Origin of the sequence: Mycobacterium gordonae, from assembly GCF_017086405.1 — a bacterium.
Lineage (GTDB): Bacteria > Actinomycetota > Actinomycetes > Mycobacteriales > Mycobacteriaceae > Mycobacterium > Mycobacterium gordonae_D.
Window position 1 is genome coordinate 1,043,155 of record NZ_CP070973.1, and the last position, 19,531, is coordinate 1,062,685.

Annotated in this window: 21 protein-coding genes; 13 read left to right on the top strand and 8 right to left on the bottom strand. The window is 66.0% G+C overall.

What is annotated here, in order from left to right; translation table 11 throughout:
* The first annotated feature begins 27 nt into the window (after window positions 1–27).
* A complete protein-coding gene (locus JX552_RS04455) occupies window positions 28–321 on the top strand; it encodes a hypothetical protein (RefSeq protein ID WP_205878227.1) in 294 nt (97 codons plus the stop codon).
* Between the two features lie 2 nt (window positions 322–323).
* Here the strand turns inward: JX552_RS04455 and JX552_RS04460 are convergent, their stop codons facing one another.
* Window positions 324–890: a carboxymuconolactone decarboxylase family protein gene (locus JX552_RS04460; RefSeq protein ID WP_205876274.1), complete on the bottom strand. Its 567-nt coding sequence runs from the start codon at window positions 888–890 to the stop codon at window positions 324–326.
* Window positions 887–2,314 carry an acetate metabolism transcriptional regulator RamB gene (gene ramB, locus JX552_RS04465; protein WP_205876275.1) on the bottom strand — a complete coding sequence of 476 codons (1,428 nt, stop codon included), beginning with the start codon at window positions 2,312–2,314 and terminating at the stop codon, window positions 887–889. The genes JX552_RS04460 and ramB overlap by 4 nt, the downstream gene beginning before the upstream one ends.
* A 163-nt stretch (window positions 2,315–2,477) precedes the next feature.
* On the opposite strand from ramB, the gene JX552_RS04470 reads away from it, so the two are divergent.
* From JX552_RS04470 to JX552_RS04480, 3 genes are all read left to right on the top strand, one after another.
* Window positions 2,478–3,272, top strand: coding sequence for an acyl-[acyl-carrier-protein] thioesterase (locus tag JX552_RS04470; protein WP_205876276.1), 795 nt, complete (start codon window positions 2,478–2,480; stop codon window positions 3,270–3,272).
* Window positions 3,273–3,566: 294 nt separating this feature from the next.
* Window positions 3,567–4,853, top strand: coding sequence for an isocitrate lyase (gene aceA / locus JX552_RS04475; RefSeq protein ID WP_205876277.1), 1,287 nt, complete (start codon window positions 3,567–3,569; stop codon window positions 4,851–4,853).
* A 188-nt stretch (window positions 4,854–5,041) separates the two neighbouring features.
* Entirely contained in the window at window positions 5,042–5,905 is an 864-nt protein-coding gene (locus JX552_RS04480) for a 3-hydroxybutyryl-CoA dehydrogenase (protein WP_205876278.1), read from the top strand.
* Between the two features lie 181 nt (window positions 5,906–6,086).
* On the opposite strand, the gene pcaA is transcribed toward JX552_RS04480, so the two are convergent.
* Both pcaA and JX552_RS04490 read right to left on the bottom strand, forming a co-directional pair.
* On the bottom strand, window positions 6,087–6,950 hold the full coding sequence (pcaA, locus tag JX552_RS04485; RefSeq protein ID WP_205876279.1) for a cyclopropane mycolic acid synthase PcaA: 864 nt from the start codon (window positions 6,948–6,950) through the stop codon (window positions 6,087–6,089).
* A gap of 163 nt (window positions 6,951–7,113) precedes the next feature.
* On the bottom strand, window positions 7,114–7,827 hold the full coding sequence (locus JX552_RS04490; protein WP_205876280.1) for a TetR/AcrR family transcriptional regulator: 714 nt from the start codon (window positions 7,825–7,827) through the stop codon (window positions 7,114–7,116).
* 139 nt (window positions 7,828–7,966) lie between these two features.
* Between JX552_RS04490 and JX552_RS04495 the strand changes: the two genes are divergently transcribed.
* The 6 genes from JX552_RS04495 (at window position 7,967) to deoC (ending at window position 12,213) form a co-directional block, all read left to right on the top strand.
* Window positions 7,967–9,328: a DUF445 domain-containing protein gene (locus JX552_RS04495; RefSeq protein ID WP_205876281.1), complete on the top strand. Its 1,362-nt coding sequence runs from the start codon at window positions 7,967–7,969 to the stop codon at window positions 9,326–9,328.
* 88 nt (window positions 9,329–9,416) lie between these two features.
* Window positions 9,417–9,833 carry a helix-turn-helix domain-containing protein gene (locus tag JX552_RS04500; protein ID WP_205876282.1) on the top strand — a complete coding sequence of 139 codons (417 nt, stop codon included), beginning with the start codon at window positions 9,417–9,419 and terminating at the stop codon, window positions 9,831–9,833.
* A gap of 186 nt (window positions 9,834–10,019) precedes the next feature.
* Window positions 10,020–10,658 (top strand): heparin-binding hemagglutinin HbhA, encoded by a 639-nt coding sequence (gene hbhA / locus JX552_RS04505; RefSeq protein ID WP_205876283.1) that lies wholly within the window; start codon window positions 10,020–10,022, stop codon window positions 10,656–10,658.
* A gap of 137 nt (window positions 10,659–10,795) precedes the next feature.
* Window positions 10,796–11,086, top strand: a complete 291-nt coding sequence (locus JX552_RS04510; protein WP_205876284.1) for a DUF2516 family protein — start codon at window positions 10,796–10,798, stop codon at window positions 11,084–11,086.
* A gap of 3 nt (window positions 11,087–11,089) precedes the next feature.
* A complete protein-coding gene (locus JX552_RS04515; RefSeq protein WP_205876285.1) occupies window positions 11,090–11,527 on the top strand; it encodes a DUF2599 domain-containing protein in 438 nt (145 codons plus the stop codon).
* Window positions 11,527–12,213 (top strand): deoxyribose-phosphate aldolase, encoded by a 687-nt coding sequence (deoC, locus tag JX552_RS04520; protein ID WP_431195918.1) that lies wholly within the window; start codon window positions 11,527–11,529, stop codon window positions 12,211–12,213. Before JX552_RS04515 ends, deoC begins: the two co-directional genes overlap by 1 nt.
* 12 nt (window positions 12,214–12,225) lie before the next feature.
* Here the strand turns inward: deoC and JX552_RS04525 are convergent, their stop codons facing one another.
* The 3 genes from JX552_RS04525 to JX552_RS04535 are packed head-to-tail and all read right to left on the bottom strand — an operon-like array spanning window position 12,226 to window position 14,685.
* Complete coding sequence (locus JX552_RS04525; protein WP_205876286.1) at window positions 12,226–13,278, bottom strand: LmeA family phospholipid-binding protein; 1,053 nt, start codon at window positions 13,276–13,278, stop codon at window positions 12,226–12,228.
* Window positions 13,275–14,105, bottom strand: a complete 831-nt coding sequence (locus tag JX552_RS04530; RefSeq protein ID WP_205876287.1) for a carbon-nitrogen hydrolase family protein — start codon at window positions 14,103–14,105, stop codon at window positions 13,275–13,277. Before JX552_RS04530 ends, JX552_RS04525 begins: the two co-directional genes overlap by 4 nt.
* 28 nt (window positions 14,106–14,133) lie before the next feature.
* Complete coding sequence (locus JX552_RS04535; protein WP_205876288.1) at window positions 14,134–14,685, bottom strand: DUF2505 domain-containing protein; 552 nt, start codon at window positions 14,683–14,685, stop codon at window positions 14,134–14,136.
* A 40-nt stretch (window positions 14,686–14,725) separates the two neighbouring features.
* Between JX552_RS04535 and JX552_RS04540 the strand changes: the two genes are divergently transcribed.
* Window positions 14,726–15,820, top strand: coding sequence for a UDP-N-acetylmuramate dehydrogenase (locus JX552_RS04540; protein ID WP_205876289.1), 1,095 nt, complete (start codon window positions 14,726–14,728; stop codon window positions 15,818–15,820).
* 118 nt (window positions 15,821–15,938) lie between these two features.
* Window positions 15,939–17,240, top strand: a complete 1,302-nt coding sequence (locus tag JX552_RS04545; RefSeq protein WP_205876290.1) for a L,D-transpeptidase — start codon at window positions 15,939–15,941, stop codon at window positions 17,238–17,240.
* Here the strand turns inward: JX552_RS04545 and JX552_RS04550 are convergent.
* Window positions 17,218–17,976, bottom strand: a complete 759-nt coding sequence (locus JX552_RS04550) for an SDR family NAD(P)-dependent oxidoreductase (protein WP_205876291.1) — start codon at window positions 17,974–17,976, stop codon at window positions 17,218–17,220. The two genes, JX552_RS04545 and JX552_RS04550, sit on opposite strands and share 23 nt — an antisense overlap.
* Window positions 17,977–18,157: 181 nt before the next feature.
* Here JX552_RS04550 and JX552_RS04555 point away from each other — a divergent pair, with 181 nt between their 5' ends.
* Window positions 18,158–19,474, top strand: coding sequence for an ROK family transcriptional regulator (locus tag JX552_RS04555; RefSeq protein ID WP_205876292.1), 1,317 nt, complete (start codon window positions 18,158–18,160; stop codon window positions 19,472–19,474).
* Window positions 19,475–19,531 lie beyond the last annotated feature (57 nt).

Here is a 19,531-nt window from a genome sequence, read left to right on the forward strand (position 1 = left end):
CGCGGGGGATACCATCGCGGGGTGTTCATGTCCCGCAACGAGGAGCCGCGGCACGCGGCTGTCGTGATCGGCGCGATCGGTGGATTGCTCGCCGGTTACGTCCTCTGGCTGGCCGCCATCACCATCGGCGACGATCTCACCACCGTGAGCAGGTGGAGTGTGGCGGTGTTGCTGGTCTCCGGCGCCCTGGCGGTCGGTGCGGTCATCTGTGGCTTACTGATGCGCTGGCGTCGCCGGTACGGCTGGTCAGCGTTCGCGTTCGGCGTCCCGGTGCTGCCGGTGGTGTTGACGCTGGCCGTGCTCGCCAACCTCTATTTCTGAGGCTACCGCGGGTTGTCCAGCGGAATTCTCAGCGCGGTGATCGTCGCGGCCAGTCCGTCGTACTGCGTTGCCAGCATGCAGAACTCGATCAACCGCGCCCTATTGAGGTAGCGAGCCAGCTGCTGCCAGGTCGCCTCGGTGATGGTGCGGTCCCTGATCAGCTCGTCGGTCGCGTTCAGCAGGGCTTGCTGGCGCGCGCTCAGCACCTTGCGGGGGCCGTCGCCGGGAGGGGCGTCGGGCCAGGCGAAGATCGTGGCCTGCGTCTGGGCGTCCAAGCCCGCTTTGCGCGCCATCCCGCGATGGTGCTGAAGTTCGTACTCGCAAGACCGCAGGTGGGCGACCCGCAGGATGATCAACTCGGTGTCGATGCTGGGTAGCCGACCCCGGAGCAGCCGTCCGGAGTAGATCGCCCACGTCCAGAACAGGCCCTGACGGGAGCCGAGTGTCGTGAACAGATGCATTTCGGGCGCCCGTACCTTGCGCGCGGCCAGTTTCGCGACCACCCAGTTGACCGGCCCCAGTTGGCGAAGCCCCCCGGATGGGATGCGGGCTACCTGATCGCCGGTCACGGTTGCTTCACCAGGTAAGGCGAGACGGTGCTGCGATGCTCGTCGATATCGAGCGCGCGCCCCAGCGCCGGGAACGCTCGCTGCGGACAGTTGTCGCGTTCGCAGACCCGGCAACCCGCGCCGATCGGCGTAGCAATCATTTCCAAGTCCCCAGACAAGCTCAGCCCCTCTGAGTAGACGAGTCGGTGCGCGTGGCGAAGTTCGCAGCCGAGCCCGATCGCGAAGGTTTTTCCGGGCTGACCATACCGGGCCGCGCGCCGTTCCACGGTACGGGCCACCCACATGTAGTTGCGCCCGTCGGGCATCTGAGCGATCTGCACCAGAATCTTGCCGGGGTTGGCGAAGGTTTCGTAGACGTTCCACAGCGGACAGGTGCCGCCGGTGGAAGAGAAGTGAAAACCGGTGGCGGACTGTCGTTTTGACATATTCCCGGCCCGGTCGACCCGGACGAAGGACAGGGGCACTCCGCGCATGGAGGGGCGTTGCAAGGTGGAGAGCCGGTGCGCGATGGTCTCATAGCTGACCTGGTAGAAGGCCGACAGTCGTTCGACGTCGTAGCTGAAGTTCTCGGCGACGTCATGGAACTGGCGGTAGGGCAGCACCGCGGCGGCGGCGAAGTAGTTCGCCAGCCCCAGCCGGGCCAGGGTTCGTGACTCGTCACTGGTGAACTTGCCGTCGGTGACCAGGCTGTCGATCAGCTCGCCGTATTCGAGATAGGCCAGTTCGGCGGCCATCTTGAAAACCTGCTGCCCGGAGGCCAGGTGGTTGCTCATCTCCAGCGTCTTGGTCTGCGGGTCGTAGCGGTGCAGGACTGTGTCGCCCAGATCGATGCGCCTGGTGATGTGCACCCCGTGCACCTCGGTGAGCCGGCGGGTCAACTCGCGGGCGAGGTCGCCGTGGTGCATCCGCATCTTGACGGTCAGCTCCTCGGCAGCGGTATCCAGCTCGTGCAGATAGTTCTGGCGTTCGTAGAAGTAGTCGCGCACCTCTTCATGGGGCATGGTGATGGACCCGCTGCCACTGCTGCCGTCGAAATACCGTTCCTCGGTGGCGGTGGCCAGTTGTGCGGTGGTGATCCGGTAGCGGCGGTGCAGGTTGACCACCGCCCGTGCCAGGCTCGGGTGGGTGTTGACCATCTCGGCGATCTCGGTCGGGTCCACGTCGATGTCCAGGTCACGGTCCATGGTCACCTCGCGCAGCTCGGCGACCAGGCGGGTGTCGTCCTGGGAGGCGAAGAAGGTGGCGTCCACCCCGAACACCTCGGTGATCCGCAGCAGCACCGCCACCGTCAGCGGGCGCACGTCATGCTCGATCTGGTTCAGGTAGCTCGGTGAGATATCGAGCATCTGGGCCAGCGCCGCCTGACTGAATCCGCGTTCACTGCGAAGCTGCCGGACGCGCGCGCCGACGAACGTCTTAGACACGCTGACCAGCGTAGTCGGCCTTGCGAAGGCTGCCTTGGCAGGCTTGGCAGGCTTGGCAGGCGTGGTGGGATTGGTATTTGCGATGCGTCGTTGGCATGATTCGCTTCGACGGCCCCAGGTATCGACCTGGTTTTCGCACGAGGAGGAAACGGGGAACAGCGCCGTGAGCCTGGACAAAAAGTTAATGCCGGTGCCCGACGGTAGCCCCGACGTCTTCGATCGCGAGTGGCCGCTGCGGGTTGGCGACATCGACCGCACGGGGCGGCTGCGGCTGGACGCGGCGTGCCGGCACATCCAGGACATCGGCCAGGACCAGCTGCGTGAGATGGGTTTCGAAGAGACGCATCCGCTGTGGATCGTCCGCCGAACCATGGTCGACCTGATCCGACCGATCGAGTTCCAGGACCTGCTACGGTGCCGGCGCTGGTGCTCGGGCACCTCGAACCGGTGGTGCGAAATGCGGGTTCGCATCGACGGACGCAAGGGCGGGCTGATCGAGTCCGAGGCGTTCTGGATCCACGTCAACAAAGAGACCGAGATGCCGGCACGCATCGCCGACGACTTTCTCGCGGGTCTGCACAAGACGACCACGGTCGAGCGGCTGCGGTGGAAGGGGTACCTGAAGCCGGGTAGCCGCGAAGACGCCACCGAGATCCACGAGTTCCCCGTCCGGGTGACCGACATCGACCTGTTCGACCACATGAACAACTCGGTGTACTGGAGCGTCGTCGAGGACTACCTGGCAGCCCAACCAGAGCTGCTGGTTCTTCCGCTGCGCGTCACCATCGAGCACGAGGCGCCGGTGGCTCTCGGCGACAAGCTAGAGATCATTTCGCACGTGCACCCGGCTGGATCGACCGATGAGTTCGGTCCCGAACTCGCCGATCGGACTGTTACAACGCTCACATATGCGGTCGGCGATGAGACCAAAGCCGTCGCCGCGCTGTTCACTCGCTAACAGGACAAGCGTCCCGGTAAATTGCCGATGACCTGCAGATTTCGGTTACTGGTCGGTAGCTTCTGAACCGTTTCAGTAGTTCGCCAGCTTCGCAAAGTTCGCAAAATGACCCCGAGCCGTAGCCGAAATTCGCAAGTGAAATGGGTGGACCAGCGGGAATGCGCTGTGCCATGGTCGAGTTAGCACATCAGTGAAGTCGAGGTGAGGTTGAGTCTCTAGCTTTCATCCGCGCAGCGGTGCCTCGACTCATCGGAAGCAAATTTCAGTCAAAGAATGACCGTAAGGAGCAGCCCCATGTCCGAAGTCGGCACCCCGAAGAGCGCTGAGCAGATCCAGCACGACTGGGACCACAACCCCCGCTGGGAGGGCGTCAAGCGCACCTACACCCCGCAAGACGTGGTGGCGCTGCAGGGTCACGTTGTCGAGGAGCACACGCTGGCCCGTCGGGGCGCCGAGGTGCTCTGGGAGCAGCTGCACGAGATGGACTTCGTCAACGCGCTGGGCGCGCTGACCGGCAACATGGCCGTCCAGCAGGTCCGCGCTGGTCTGAAGGCGATCTATCTGTCCGGTTGGCAGGTCGCCGGTGACGCCAACCTCTCCGGCCACACCTACCCCGACCAGAGCCTCTACCCGGCCAACTCGGTGCCGCAGGTCGTGCGTCGCATCAACAACGCGCTGCTGCGCGCCGACGAGATCGCCAAGGTCGAGGGCGACCGCTCGGTGGACAACTGGCTGGCTCCGATCGTCGCCGACGGTGAGGCCGGCTTCGGTGGCGCGCTCAATGTCTACGAACTGCAGAAGGCGATGATTGCCGCCGGTGTCGCCGGTTCGCACTGGGAAGACCAGCTGGCCTCGGAGAAGAAGTGTGGCCACCTCGGTGGCAAGGTGCTGATCCCGACCCAGCAGCACATCCGCACCCTGACCTCGGCCCGGCTGGCGGCCGACGTCGCCGGTGTTCCCACGGTCGTCATCGCGCGCACCGACGCCGAGGCTGCCACGCTGATCACCTCCGACGTCGACGAGCGGGACCGCCCGTTCATCACCGGTGAGCGCACCAACGAAGGGTTCTACCGGGTCAAGAACGGTCTGGAGCCCTGCATCGCCCGGGCCAAGGCCTACGCGCCGTTCGCCGACCTGATCTGGATGGAGACCGGTACGCCTGACCTCGAGCTCGCCAAGAAGTTCGCCGAAGGCGTCAAGAGCGAGTTCCCGGACCAGCTGCTGGCCTACAACTGCTCGCCGTCGTTCAACTGGAAGAAGCACCTCGACGACGACACCATCGCCAAGTTCCAGAAAGAGCTCGGTGCGATGGGCTTCAAGTTCCAGTTCATCACGCTGGCCGGCTTCCACGCCCTGAACTACTCGATGTTCGATCTGGCCCACGGGTACGCCCGCAAGCAGATGAGTGCCTACGTCGAGCTGCAGGAGCGCGAGTTCGCGGCCGAGGAGCGCGGTTACACCGCGACCAAGCACCAGCGCGAGGTGGGCGCTGGCTACTTCGACCGGATCGCCACCACGGTCGACCCGACCTCGTCGACGACCGCGTTGGCCGGCTCGACCGAAGAGGGTCAGTTCCACTGAGCCGGGTAGGTTCAGTCACTAACTGATCGGGATGCGCCGAACGTGAACTGACGGCGAGTTTTCCAGCGAATCCTCGCCATGACGTCACGCTCGGCGGTCCGCTGAGATGAAGTAGCGTAGGCCCCGCCCAGTCAGACTGGGCGGGGCCTATTGCGGTGCAACCACAATCCGACTCGGGAGAGAAACAAGTGAGTGACGCAGCAATCCAGCGAGTAGGCGTGATCGGGGCGGGGCAGATGGGTTCCGGTATTGCCGAGGTGTCGGTACGGGCCGGTGTCGCCGTAACGGTCTTCGAGACGACCGACGCGCTGATCACCGCGGGCCGCAACCGCATCATGAAGTCGCTGGAGCGCGGCGTCAGCGCGGGCAAGGTGACCGAGCGCGAGCGTGACCGGGCGTTGAGCCTGCTGACGTTCACCACCGATCTCGCCGACCTGGCGGACCGTCAACTGGTCATCGAGGCTATTGTCGAAGACGAGTCAGTGAAGGCTCAGGTATTTGCTGAGTTGGATCGCGTCGTCACCGACCCGCAGGCAGTGCTGGCGTCGAACACCTCCAGCATCCCGATCATGAAGATCGCCGCCGCCACCAAAAACCCGCAGCGGGTGCTCGGATTGCATTTCTTCAACCCCGTCCCCGTGCTGCCTCTGGTGGAGTTGGTGAGCACGCTTGTCACCGACCCGGAAGCCGCCGCCCGCGCCGAGGAGTTCGCCGGTGCGGTACTGGGCAAACAGGTGGTGCGCTGTTCGGACCGCTCGGGTTTCGTGGTGAACGCCTTGCTGGTGCCCTACCTGCTTTCGGCGATCCGAATGGTCGAGGCGGGATTCGCCACCGTCGAAGACGTCGACAAGGCCGTGGTGGCCGGGTTGTCCCACCCGATGGGCCCGCTCAAGCTGTCCGATCTCGTGGGGCTGGACACGCTGAAGCTGATCGCCGACAAGATGTACGAGGAATTCAAGGAGCCGCTCTACGGTCCGCCGCCGCTATTGCAGCGCATGGTGGAGGCGGGCCTGCTGGGCAAGAAGTCCGGCCGGGGGTTCTACACCTACTGAAGTCCGCTGGGTGCGTCCTGCCGAGGTCCTGTCCACGGCCGAGGCCATCGGGATTCTCCTGCACAACGGCGACCGCCACGCGGTGCCGGCGCAGTGGCGCCTGCGTGCGCGGGACGAGCTACACCACACCCGCTGCGGCGATGGTGAGGACTGTCGGCCCGCAGCACGTGGGTCGACGGCCCTACTTCGCCAGCGTGAACTGGCAGACGTCGGTGTATCCCTCACGGAACAGCTTTGCGCAGCCGGTCAGATACTTCATGTAGCGGTCGTACACCTTCTCCGACTGGATCGCGATGGCCAGATCCTTCTTGGACTCGAGGGCGGCCGCCCAGATTTCCAGTGTCCGCGCATAGTGCGACTGCAGGGATTGAATCCGCTTCATCGAGAACCCCGCCGCTTCGGACTGCTCCTCGACCACCGGAACCGTCGGCAGGTAACCGCCCGGAAAGATCTCCGCCAGGATGAATTGGCTGAAGTGCACGATTTCGTGGGTCAGCGGCAGGCCCTTGGCCCTGGCTTCTTTGAAGGTCGGCCGGACGATCGTGTGCAGCAACATGATGCCGTCGCTGGGCAGTACCTGGTGGGCCGTCTTGAAGAAGCGGGGGTAGCGCTGACGGCCGAAGTGTTCGAAGGCGCCGATCGAGACGATGCGGTCGACGGGCTCGTGGAACTTCTCCCAACCCTCGAGCAGCACCCGCTTGGTGCGAGGCGTGTCCAGCTCGTCGAACTTCTTCTGGACATGCGCGGCCTGGTTCTCCGACAGCGTCAGGCCCACCACGTTGACGTCGTACTTCTCGATCGCACGTCGCATGGTCGCGCCCCAACCGCAGCCGATGTCCAGCAACGTCATCCCGGGCTCCAGGTTGAGCTTGCCCAGTGCCAGGTCGATCTTGGCGAGCTGCGCCTCTTCCAGCGTCATGTCCTCGCGCTCGAAGTACGCACAGCTGTAGGTCTGGGTAGGGTCGAGGAACAGGCGGAAGAATTCATCGGACAGGTCATAGTGCGCCTGCACGTTGCCGAAATGGGGCGTGAGCTGCACTGCCATTGCGATGTCAGCCTTTCTGTTTGTCGGGGTGCTCCCGGACAAAATCCGTCAGTAATACCTGCAGCGCCCCCGATGCATTCCATGAATGCTAACCGCTGCAGTGCCGTGCGGTTGCACTCCTTGCCTCACACCGGCAGCGGGGACAGCTGACGGGCGGGAGCTTTCACCCCTGTTGCAGCTGATCCCAGGCAGGAACGGTCGGGGAGGGGTGCGGCTGTGCCCGGAACCTCTCCAGCGATCCCCCTGCCTCGACAATCCCGCAGAGGGCGCTCCAGCTGAGCATCGTCAGGTAGTCGATCAACTCGTCGCTGCTCATCCGCGGATCCGACATCCAGGAATGTGTGGCCAACTGCACACCGCCGACGATGAGGTAGGCCCACGGCTCCACGCCTCCGACGTCCACCCCGGCCTCACGCATGCGGCGACGCAGCATCACCGCGATCATGCGTGCGATGATCCGTTCCGAGTCGGCGATCACCTTGCTCTTGCTGCCGGAACTGTTCGCCATCACGAATCCGTACGGCTCCGGTTCGGCGGCCATGGTCTCGACGTACACCCGGATGACTTCGCGGGTGAGGTCGTAGCCGTCGAGATTCGATGACAGCGCCGCGGCCATATTGGGAATCAATGTGGTCTGCGCAAACCGCATCATCACCGCGGTGGTGAGGTCGTTCTTGTCGACGAAGTAGCGGTAGAGCACGGTTTTGGAGACGCCGATCTCCGCGGCGATCTCGTCCATGCTCAAAAAACGGCTCTGCCGACGAATTGCCTCGATCGTGCCGTCGACCAACTCATTGCGGCGGTCCACCTTGTGCTGGTGCCAACGCCGCTTACGACCATCGGTTTTGACGGTCCGAGCCGGGATGTGTTGTGCCACTGTCGCCGATTCCCATTCACTACCTAGACGCATCGATACTACGGCTTGCGGGTGCCTCGATGGCTGAGCGGCCGGACTGCGTGAGGCTTCCGAACAGTGTGGGTAACACTAACCGGTGGTTGCGATAGCGGATGATGGTGTGGTGGCACACAGAGCCTTCCCGACAGGGGCACCTCCGGCCTCGACGCCGGGTTCAGGCGGGGGCCGGGGCGGCCGTACCTCCTTGGCGGAGTCGTTGGCCGGTGCCGATTCCGAGGCCGACGCCGAGCGGCGTGCCGCGCTGCGGCGGATGAAGGCGGTGGCGCTGGGTTTCCTGATCGGCGCGACTGTGGTGTTCCTGGTGTGCCGGTGGGCCAACGCGCACGGCTCCGCGCCGGCCTGGGTCGGTTACGTCGGTGCCGCGGCGGAGGCGGGCATGGTGGGCGCCCTGGCGGACTGGTTCGCGGTCACCGCGCTCTTCAAGCATCCGCTGGGCATCCCGATTCCGCATACCGCCATCATCAAGCGCAAGAAAGACCAGCTCGGAGAGGGATTAGGCACCTTCGTCCGGGAGAACTTCCTGTCGGCTGAGGTAGTGGAGACCAAGCTGCGCGATGCCCAGGTGCCCAGTCGGCTGGGCAAGTGGCTGTCCGAGCCCGCTCACGCGCAGCGGGTGGCAGGCGAGGTGGCGACTGTGTTGCGCGTGCTGGTCGAGCTGTTGCGCGACGAGGACGTCCAACAGGTGATCGACCGGATGATCGTGCGCCGCATCGCCGAGCCGCAGTGGGGCCCGCCGGTGGGCAGGGTGTTGCAGACGCTGCTCGTCGAGAACCGCCAGGAAGCCCTAATCCAGCTGCTTGCGGACCGGGCGTTTCAATGGTCGCTGAATGCCGGCGTGGTGATTCAGCGGGTCGTCGAGCGTGATTCCCCGACCTGGTCCCCCCGCTTCGTCGACCATCTCGTCGGTGACCGCATCCACCGGGAGTTGATGGACTTCACCGACAAGGTGCGCCGCAACCCCGATCATGAGTTGCGTCGGTCGGCGACGCGGTTCCTGTTCGAATTCGCCGACGACCTGCAGAACGACCCCGACACCATCGCGCGCGCCGACGCGGTCAAGGAGCAGCTGATGGCGCGGGACGAGGTGGCGAAAGCCGCCGAGACGGCGTGGACGACGCTCAAGCGCCTGGTGCTCGAGGGAGTCGATGACCCGTCGAGCACACTGCGCACCCGCATCGCCGACACCGTGATCCGGATCGGGGCCTCGCTGCGCGACGATGCGGGGCTGCGTGAAAAGGTCGACGGCTGGATGGTACGAGCCGCTCAGCACCTGGTTTCGCAATATGGGGTGGAGATCACAGCGATCATCACCGAGACGATCGAGCGCTGGGACGCCCAGGAAGCCAGCCGCCGAATCGAGCTGCATGTGGGCCGTGACCTGCAGTTTATTCGTATCAACGGCACGGTTGTGGGCGCCCTTGCCGGCCTTGCCATCTACGCCATCGCGCAGTTGCTCTTCTGACGAGTGCTAACTAACTGCTTGCAATAGCAAGCACTCCTCCGTACCCTGATGAGCGTAAGCAAACAAATTCTGACGTAGGGAGTGTCCGATGTCGCCGGAGGAGAAGCTGGGCACCAAGGTGTCCACAAAAGCCTCTGACGTGGCCTCCGACATCGGGAGCTTCATCAGGTCGCAGCGCGAGACGGCACAGGTCTCGATGCGGCAGCTCGCCGAGCGGTCGGGTGTCAGCAACCCGTACTTGAGTCAGGTCGAGCGGGGACTGCGCAAGCCGTCCGCCGACGTCCTGGCCCAGATCGCCAAGGCGCTGCGGGTCTCCGCAGAGGTCCTCTACGTGCGGGCCGGCATTCTCGAGCCCAGAGAGGCGAGCCAGGTGCGTGACGCCATCGTCACCGACACCGCCATCACCGAGCGTCAGAAGCAGGTTCTGCTGGAGATTTACACGTCGTTCACCCAGCAGAACGAGGCTAACCGTGAGGAGTGTCCGAGCGAATCCGACGACGACTGACAGCGATCTGGCTGATACGGAAGTCGACGGTCCCGACTGACCCGACCACCAGGAGGTTTCCGGCAAGTCGCGCACCAATGTCAATCCGCGGGTCTTGACATTTCCTGTCCACAGGAGCCGGACTTGCGCAAATTTCAATCATTCACCTGTAACACCGATATCGAATATCTGAGGAAAGGAATCATCATGGCTGAGAACACCAACATCGAGGACCTGAAAGCGCCGCTGCTCGCCGCGCTGGGCGCTGCTGACCTGGCTCTGGCCACCGTCAACGACCTGATCGTCAACCTGCGCGAGCGCGCCGAGGAGACCCGTAGCAACTTGCGCGAGCGCGCGGAGGAGACCCGTACCGACACCCGCAGCCGGGTCGAGGAGAGCCGCGCACGCCTGACCAAGCTCCAGGAGGACCTGCCCGAGCAGATCACCGAGCTGCGCGAGCGTTTCACCGCTGAGGAACTGCGCAAGGCGGCCGAGGGCTATGTCGAGGCTGCCACCAGCCGGTACAACGAGTTGGTCGAGCGTGGCGAGGCCGCCCTCGAGCGGCTGCGTAGCCAGTCGGCTTTCGAGGACGCGTCGGCGCGTGCCGAGGGCTACGTCGACCAGGCGGTCGAGCTGACCCAGGAAGCACTCGGCACCGTTGCCTCGCAGACCCGCGCCGTGGGTGAGCGTGCCGCCAAGCTGGTCGGCATCGAGTTGCCGAAGAAGGCGGAGGCTCCGGCCAAGAAGGCAGCCCCGGCCAAGAAGGTCGCTCCGGCCAAGAAGGCCGCTCCGGCCAAGAAGGCTCCCGCCAAGAAGGCCCCGGCCAAGAAGGTCACCCAGAAGTAAGTCCGGGTATCCGGACCACGGACTCCAAGTCGCCGCAGGATCGGGCGACTTGGACCAGAGAGAAGCACCACTCGACTCCAAGTCGCCGCAGGTCGGCGACTTGGAGTCGACGTATTTGCGGCGGCCCGCCTAGTCTTATGGGCGTGCAAGCCGTAGGTACCGTCATGTTCGTTCTGTGGGTCGCCGTCGCGGTGGCGACGGTGTACGCGTTTGTGCACGCCGCGTTGCAGCGGTCCGACGCATATACCGCCGCCGACAAGCAGACCAAGCCCCTGTGGTTGGTGATCCTCGGAGGCGCTATCGCGCTGATCACCATCCTGTACGGCATCTTCGGCGTGATGGCGATCGCGGCGGCCGCGGTCGCCACCGGCGTGTATCTCGTCGACGTCCGTCCCAAGCTTCTCGAAGTGCAGGGTAAGTCCCGCTAGCCGATGAGATTCGTGTTCATTGCGCCGGCGGCGGCGCTCATTTCGCTGCTTGGTGCGGTTCCCGCGGCTGCTGGTCCCGGCGGCGACGTCGCCAGCGGCGCGACGCCACCCTTCGTGGACCACACCGCATGGGCGGTCTGGGGCGTGCGGTCCAGCCTGCGTGTCTATCCGACCTCTTCGGGGCGTGCCGCGGCCCGGGCGTCGGGAACCGCCGGCGCCTATCCGCAAGCAGCCGACGAGGCATGGTCCGAGGTGCTGGCGCGGGCACCCGACGCCGACACGCCGGGCATGCGTGCACAGTTCGTCTGTCACTGGCAGTTTGCCGAAATCGCGGAACCGGGCAAGACCAGCTGGAATCTGGAGCCGTGGCGACCCGTCGTCGACGACTCCGAGATGATTGCGTCGCGCTGCAATCCGGGCGCATCGGAAGAACCCTTCTGATGGACAGCCCGCTCACCCGGCAGCAGCTGGCCGCGCTGGTCGACCACACCCTGCTCAAGCCGGAGTCCACAGCCGCCGATATTGCGGCACTGGTCGCCGAAGGCGTCGACCTGGGCGTCTACGCCGTGTGCGTCTCGCCATCGATGGTGCCGGTCGCCGTCCGAGAAGCTCGGGAGCAAGACGAAGTTCGAGTTGCCGCCGTCGCCGGATTTCCGTCGGGCAAGCACTTGTCGGCGGTCAAGGCGCAGGAGGCGGCCGCGGCGGTTGCCGCCGGCGCCGTCGAGATCGACATGGTCATCGACGTCGGCGCGGCGTTGACCGGCCGGTTCGATGCTGTGCGGGATGACGTCGCGGCGGTACGCGCGGCCGCAAAAGGGGCGGTGTTGAAAGTGATCGTGGAGTCGGCCGTGTTGCTGGCTCTCGGCGACGAGCGGGCGCTGGCCGCCGCTTGTCGGGCAGCCGAAGAAGCCGGCGCCGACTTCGTCAAGACCTCAACGGGATTCCATCCCGCCGGCGGCGCCTCGGTGCGCGCCGTCGAGGTGATGGCCGCGACCGTGGGCGGACGATTGGGCGTCAAGGCCAGCGGAGGCATTCGTACCACCACCGACGCGCTCGCCATGCTCGACGCCGGGGCGACCCGCCTGGGTCTGTCCGGCACCCGGGCCGTCCTGGACGGCTTGGGCTAATACTGGCCTAACTCACAGATCGGCCAGGCAGGGATCGGTATTGCCGGTCGGGATGGTGGCGTTGCGGGCGGCGAAGCGCGCCACCACGCCGCTGTTGGTGACCTCGATGCTCTCGGCCTTCACGCCCAGTGGGTAGTTCTTGGTCAGATTGTTGGTGTACTCGTTCAGCGTCGACTGCACAGACTCCTTCGGCAGCGAGAAGCCCAGCGTGTTGAAACTGACGATCTGCAGCTCGATGCCGCCATTGCTGGTGACCACCGGCTTGGCGACGATGTCGTTGAGCATGCCCTTGAGCTCCACCGTGTTGTCCTTGGGGTGGGTGATCACGCTGCTGGTGACGAATTCGCCGAGAATCGGGATCGCGTTCTGCACCGACTCCTTGATGCCCTGGGCGGTCCAGGTGATGGTCGCTTCCAGCGCGCCGATCGTCCCCTTGGACTCGGACGTCTTCTTGATGTTGACGTCCTGGATGTTGAGTTGGAGCTTCATGCCCTTGGCGTCGCGGATCTGATTTCCCGCGGTCTCGATCTTGATGTTCGTGTAGTGGTCGGTGGCTACCTGCCACAGCACCAGCGGCGTCACGCCGAAGGAGGCGGTGGCCTGGTCTTTGACCACGCAGGCGGTCGCGGAGGCGACCCTGTTGTTGGCTTCGTGGCGGACGTAGAGCTCGGCGCCGATCAGCCCCGCGATCACCAGTGAGAAGACGATGATCAGCACCAGCAGGATGGCCAGCGGATCGCGACGCGAGCGCTTTTTCTTCTTGACCTCGCCGGGCTCGTCCGGCGGCTGGGCAATCGGGGTGGTGCGGTCCCCGCCGGGCATGGGCGGCGGTGTCGGGGCGATTCGGCGGGTGTCGGCGTTGGCGCCGGCCAAATGTTCGGTCTGTGGTGGCGGCGGAGCGGGCGGAGGCTGCTGCTGTCCGAATCCGCCGCCAGGTGCGTCGCCGGGATGCAGCCGGCCGGTGGAGGGATCCGCGGGAGCCGGGGGTCGGCCGAGCGGTCCCTGATCGCCAGGGCGTGCCCAACCGGATGGGCCTTCGTTGCGTGGTCCCTGCGGAGTCGTCACCTCCGCGATTCTGCCCTATCGATGCGAACAAAGTTGGAGCGGTTGCGCAGCACGCCGATGCTGTCGCGGGCCTTGACCACTTCGTCGAGGTCGATGTCGACGACCATCAGTTGCGGCTCAGAACCGGCCGAAGCCAGGACTTCTCCCCATGGCGACACCACCAGGCTGCCCCCTACCCCGGTGGGCGCGCCCGAACCGCTCGGGGCTTCACCGGGGTCGGCCTGACCGGCGGCGATGACGAAGCAGGTCGAATCCAATGCCCGCGCCCGGGCCAGGAGCGTCCACTGCTCGAGTTTGCCGGGCCCGGAGCCCCAGGAGGCGCACACGACGATCAGCCGGGCGCCGCGGTCGGCCAACTCGGTATACAGCGCCGGGAACCGGATGTCATAACAGAGCGTGAGACCCACCGGGACACCGTCGATCTCGATGACCACCGGTTGCCGGCCGGGCGCCACGGTGCGCGACTCGGCGAAGCCGAACGCGTCGTAGAGGTGGATCTTGTCGTAACGCGCATCCGGCTCGTTGGGCCTGCCCGGACCGGCCACAAGGAGAGTGTTGGTGACTCGCCCGTCGCCAGACGGCACGAACATGCCGGCCATCACCGTGATCCCGGCCTCGGTTGCGATGCCGCGGACCGCAGTGGCCCAGGGGCCGTCGATGGGCTCGGCGATCGGTCTCAGCGGAACCCCGAATCGGCACATGGTCGCTTCCGGGAACACCACCAGACCGGCGCCCGCGGCCGCGGCGCGCCCGGCGTACTCGCGGACCAGCGCCAGATTCGCGGCCGGGTCGGTGCCGCTGAGGATCTGGGCCGACGCGATTCGCATGGACGCCAGCTTAGGCACCGGACCGTGGTCAGCCAGTGTGGTTTCGCGCCGCCGATCCGCCCGCCCTGTTGAGCCATAGCGTTGTGAAGCGCTGCTCAATGCTCACCAGCTGGCCCAGTTCGTTGCCGATCAGCCGCTCCAGCTTCCCGCCGATGAACGGGACGCGCACCTGGATGGTGAGTTGCAGCGTCATTCGGGCGGTGCGCGAATCGGCGACGGGTTGCAGCATTGCCGTGCCCCACAGGTTGACGGGCGCCCCGACGATCGATCCCGCGATCGACGCGGTGGCGATGCCGTCCCGGATCGGGCCCCACGTCTCCTCGCGGCGCACGCACAGATCGCCCCTGTGCAGCTGCGTGACCAGTGCGGGCAGGTTCTGGCTGAGCATCGTCTGATGCGTGATCACCTCGATGGTGCCGTCGTCACCGGATTCGCCGCCGATCCGCATCGACTCCAAACTGGCTACGTCGACCGGGGTTTCGGCGAGCCTGCCCTGCCAGTAGGCCATGTCATGGAAGGCCCCGTGAACGTCTCTGACCGTTCCCTCGTAGGAGGCCGACATGTCGAATGAACGCGGCATAGTCGAAAACGCTACCGTTACGGGCCAGGAAACGGAGCACATGAAACGGGAAGTCGGTTCGTTCTTTGCCGGGGCACGCGTGGCCGAGTCGGTGCCGCTTGCGCCGTTGACCACGCTGCGGGTGGGGCCGGTGGCGCGGCGCGTAATCACCTGCGCGAGCACCGATCAGGTGGTTGCGGTGTTGCGGGCGCTGGACGCTCGAGCCCACGGCTTCGACAGTGGTCCGGTCTTGGTGTTTGCTGGCGGCTCTAATGTGGTGATCGGCAACGGCCTCCGGGACCTCACGGTAGTCCGACTGGCCAATGACGGCATCGCCGTCGACGGAAACCTGGTCCGGGCCGAGGCGGGCGCGGTGTGGGACGAAGTGGTGGTCCGGTCGATCGAACAGGGCCTTGGCGGGCTGGAGTGCCTGTCGGGCATTCCCGGCTCGGCCGGGGCGACACCGGTCCAGAACGTCGGTGCGTACGGGGTGGAGGTATCGGACACCATCACCCGGGTCAGGCTGCTGGATCGACACAGCGGCGAGGTGCGCTGGGCGCCGGCCGAGGAGTTGGGGTTCGGGTACCGCACCAGCGTGCTCAAGCGGGCCGACGGGCTGCGGCTGCCCGCGGTCGTTCTGGAGGTCGAGTTCGAGTTGGACGCCACCGGGCGCAGCGCGCCGCTGCGCTACGGAGAGTTGTCGACGGCGCTGGGCGCGGCCAGCGGGGATCGTGGCGACCCGCGCGCGGTTCGTGCGGCCGTGCTGGCACTGCGGGCGCGCAAAGGCATGGTGCTGGACGCTGGCGACCACGACACCTGGAGTGTGGGCTCGTTCTTCACCAACCCCGTGGTGTCAACGCAGGACTACGAGCGGTTGGCGGCAACGGTCGATGGGCCGGTGCCCAACTATCCGGCGCCGGACGGCGTCAAGCTGGCCGCGGGCTGGCTGGTGGAACGCGCCGGTTTCGGGAAGGGTTTCCCCGACGCGAAGGCGCCCTGCCGACTGTCCACCAAGCACGCCCTGGCCCTCACCAACCGGGGTGACGCGAGCGCGGAGGACGTGATATTACTTGCGCGCACGGTTCGAGACGGAGTTCGTGACGTGTTTGGTATCACACTGGAACCCGAGCCTGTCCTGGTCGGATGCGCTTTATAGGTGCTGTTTTCGTGCGCCAGAGACCCAGGCGCACGTCTTTGCTGTGGGGGAGAGCGCCTTTGGCCCGGTATCTTTGACGGTTGTGACCACCTCTAGCACCCCTTCGAGCCAAGGGCCGATGACTCGGCGCGCGGCCCTGGCGGCTATCGGACTCGGGGTGTTCGCGCCGGGCCTGCTGGCCGCGTGCGCCGGTGGAAAGATCACCCCGCAATCCGAGAAGAAGCCGCCGGCGGCGCCCCGCCTGACCTATCAGCCCACGAACGCCACCGAAGACGTGGTGCCGATCGCGCCGATCAGCGTCAGCGTCACCGATGGCTGGTTCCAGAAGGTTGCTCTGACGAACTCTGCCGGCAAGCCGGTCGCCGGCACGTTCAATCAGGACCGCACCGTCTTCATGACCACCGAGCCGCTGGGCTACGACACCACCTACACCTGGAGCGGGTCGGCGGTCGGCCACGACGGCAAGGCCATCCCGGTGACGGGCAAGTTCATCACCGTGACGCCGAAGAAGAAGATCGACGGCGGATTCCAATTGGCCGACGGCCAGACCGTGGGCATCGCGGCACCCATCATCATCCAGTTCGACTCCCCGATCAGCGACAAGGCCGCCGTCGAGCGGGCGCTGACCATCAAGACCAACCCGCCGGTCGAGGGCAGCTGGGCGTGGTTACCCGATGAGGCGCAGGGCGCCCGCATCCACTACCGGCCCAAGGAGTACTACCCGGCCGGCACCACCGTCAACGTCGACGCCAAGTTCTACGGGCTGCCGTTCGGTGATGGCGCCTACGGCCTGCAGGACATGTCGTTGAACATCCAGATCGGCCGGCGGCAGATCGTCAAGGCAGAGGTCACCTCGCACCGCATCCAGGTGGTCACCGACGCCGGCGTGATCATGGACTTCCCGTGCAGCTACGGCGAGGCCGACAAGGCCCGCAATGTGACGCGCAACGGCATCCACGTGGTCACCGAGAAGTACGCCGACTTCTACATGTCCAACCCCGCCGCGGGATACAGCAACGTCCATGAGCGCTGGGCGGTGCGGATCTCCAACAACGGCGAGTTCATCCATGCCAACCCCTCGAGTGCCGGCGCCCAGGGCAACAGCAATGTCACGAACGGCTGCATCAACCTGTCGACGGCCGACGCGGCGGAGTATTTCCCGACGGCGATGTACGGCGACCCGGTCGAAGTGACCGGCAGCTCCATCCAGCTCTCCTACTCCGATGGCGACATCTGGGACTGGGCCGTGGACTGGGACACCTGGGTGTCGATGTCGGCGCTGCCCGCACCGTCCGGGCGCCCACCGGGCACTCAGATCCCCGTGACCGCGCCCGCGACGCCGTCGACGGCGCCCAGCTTGTCGGGCACCCCCACGACTACCTCGACGACCACGTCACCTAGTTCTGGGCCAGGTGGTTGAACCTCCGGGTCGCTGACGCCTGGTCGCGGGGCCGGATGATGATCTGGTCCAGATTCACATGCGAGGGCCGTGCCGCGACGAACCCGATGACCTCGGCGATATCGTCAGCGACCAGCGGTGTCATCCCGGCATAGACCGCGTCCGCGCGTTGTTCATCCCCGTCGAAGCGCACCAGCGAGAATTCGGTCTCCACCGCGCCGGGGGCTATCTCGGTGAGGCGCACCGGCTTTCCCAGTAGTTCGCCGCGCAGCGTGCGGTGCAGTGCGCCTTGGGCGTGCTTCGCCGCGGTGTAGCCCGCCCCACCGTCGTAAATCTCAAGGGCCGCAATCGAAGTCACCGTCACGATCAGGCCGTCGCCGGACTCGATCAGTTTGGGTAGCAGTGCCCGCGTCACCCGCAAGGTGCCCAGCACATTGGTTTCCCACATCCAGCGCCAGTGCTCCAGGTCGGCGTCAGCCACCGGCGCCAGGCCCTTCGCGCCACCGGCGTTGTTAACCAGCACGTCGACTCGATCCAATCCGGCGGCCAGCGCGGCGACATCCGCGTCTTGTGTGACGTCGGCCACAACGCCGGTGCCCCCGATCTCGGTGGCCAGCGCGTCGATCCGGTCCGCCCGGCGTGCCACGGCAACGACTTGAAAGCCCTGTGCTGCGAGTCTTTTCGCGGTGGCTGCACCGATGCCGGAACTGGCTCCGGTCACCACCGCGACGGGTCGGTGCGGTTCAGGGGAACTCATCGGGACAACTCTAGTGAACGTGCTAGATTTTCCGTGTGTACTGCAGTGCCTCGTTCCACACGACGACCGCGTGTTTCTACGCGGGTGCGTGTTGTTGTCGCGCTCTTCGCCGCGCCTGAACTGACGCAAGTCGCGGGTGTGGCCAGGGACCCGGCCATAGGAACTCGTAAAAGGACTGCCAGTGCACTCGACTACTCTCACCCACCAATCTCACAGCCGCACGGGGCATGACGGACCGTTGCGGGCCTACCGCCAGGTCGTGCCGCCGGCGCTGCACCTTGCCGACTCGGCGGCGGCATCGGTGTTCCGCGCCGTACGGTTGCGGGGGCCTGTCGGCCGCGACGTCATCGCCAAGGTCACCTCGCTCAGCATCGCCACGGTAAACCGCCAGGTCATCGCGTTGCTCGACGCGGGACTGTTGCGGGAACGAGCCGACCTCGCGGTTTCCGGGGCGATCGGACGCCCGCGGGTTCCGGTCGAGGTCAACCACGAGCCGTTCGTGACACTCGGTATCCACGTCGGCGCGCGTACCACCAGCATCGTGGCCACCGACCTGTTCGGCCGCACCCTCGATACGGTCGAGACCCCGACGCCGCTCAACGCCGCGGGCCCCGCGCTGACGTCGCTGGCCCACAGCGCCAGCCGCTACTTGCAGCGTTGGCACCGGCGCCGGGCGTTGTGGGTCGGAGTGGCGATCGGCGGCACCGTCGACAGCGCGACCGGGCTGGTCGACCATCCCCGGTTGGGCTGGCGGCAGGCGCCGGTCGGGCCGGTACTGGCCGATGCGCTCGGTCTGCCGGTCTCGGTGGCCTCCCACGTGGACGCCATGGCCGGAGCCGAACTGCTGCTGGGCATGCGCAGGTTTGCACCCGGCGCGTCGACCAGCTTGTACGTGTATGCCCGCGAGACCGTGGGCTATGCCCTTGTGATCGGGGGGCGGGTGCACTGCCCGGCCAGCGGTCCGGGCACCATTGCGCCGTTGCCGGTGCAATCGGAGTTGCTGGGCGGCTCCGGGCAGTTGGAATCCACCGTCAGTGACGAGGGCGTCCTGGCGGCCGCTCGTCGGCTCCGGATCGTGCAGGGAGTCGCTCCGGCCAACCGCTCCGGGGTGTCGACGACCGCGATGACCGACCTGCTGCGAGTGGCACGGGCGGGCAATGAGCAGGCCAGGGAGCTGTTGTCGGAGCGGGCGCGGGTGCTCGGTGGGGCCGTCGCTCTCCTGCGCGACATGCTCAATCCCGACGAAGTGGTGGTCGGCGGCCAGGCGTTCACCGAATATCCGGAGGGGATGACGGACGTGGAGGCCGCCTTTGCCGAGCGTTCGGTGCTGGCGCCCCGCGACCTCCGCGTCACCGCCTTCGGTAACCGGGTGCAGGAGGCCGGCGCGGGGATCGTGTCACTTGACGGGATCTACGCCGACCCGTTGGGGGCGATGCGGCGGTCTGGAGCATTGGGTACCCGGCTCGTCGTGACCGAGTCCGAGGCCATCGCCAAGTAGGGGTTCTGACCTGCGCAAGCCATGTGCCCCGGCTTACGCTTCGGTGCGTCCTGTAAA